At 76.0% G+C, this 579-nt stretch carries 1 pseudogene; it reads left to right on the forward strand.

The features are described from left to right. Positions 1-579, forward strand: a pseudogene (locus Ari01nite_RS40010) (hypothetical protein); the annotation flags it as partial.

A 579-nucleotide genomic window follows, 5' to 3' on the forward strand; every position in this document is an offset into this window, starting at 1 on the left:
CGACGAGGGCACGGCCGTCAGCCACCCGCCGCTCGACGAGGGCACCGCCGGCGCCCGCCCGGCTCAGCGTTCGATGCCCACCCAAGAGGACGGCGAGCCCGCGCCGCGGCCGATGCAGCGCCAGGTGCCCCAGAGCGAGACCGACCAGAGCACGGCCGAGCCGAAGCCGGCGATCTCCGAGGACGGACCCGCGTCCGGCTTCGCCAGTCGGCTGCCGGGGCCGCCGTCGGGACGGCCCGCGCCGGCCGCCTGGCGTAAGGCCGCGGAGAACGTCGCGGCCAGGGCCGCGGCCGCGGCCAATGTGCAGCAGGAGGACGAGGAGACCGACGGGGACCAGCCGGTCCGGTTGACGCGGATCCGCGCCGCCAAGACCCCCAAGCCACCGGCAAAGGCCACACCCACAAAGGCCACACCCACAAAGGCCGCGTCGAAGAAGGCGGCGAAGAACGCCACCGCGGCCAAGGACCCGAAGGCCACCCAGCCCAAGCCGACCCCGGCGAAGGCGACCCCGGCGAAGGCGACCCCGGCGAAGGCGACCCCGGCGAAGGCGACCCCGGCGAAGGCGACCCCGGCGAAGGC

It is taken from the genome of Paractinoplanes rishiriensis (assembly GCF_016862375.1).
Classification (GTDB): domain Bacteria; phylum Actinomycetota; class Actinomycetes; order Mycobacteriales; family Micromonosporaceae; genus Actinoplanes; species Actinoplanes rishiriensis.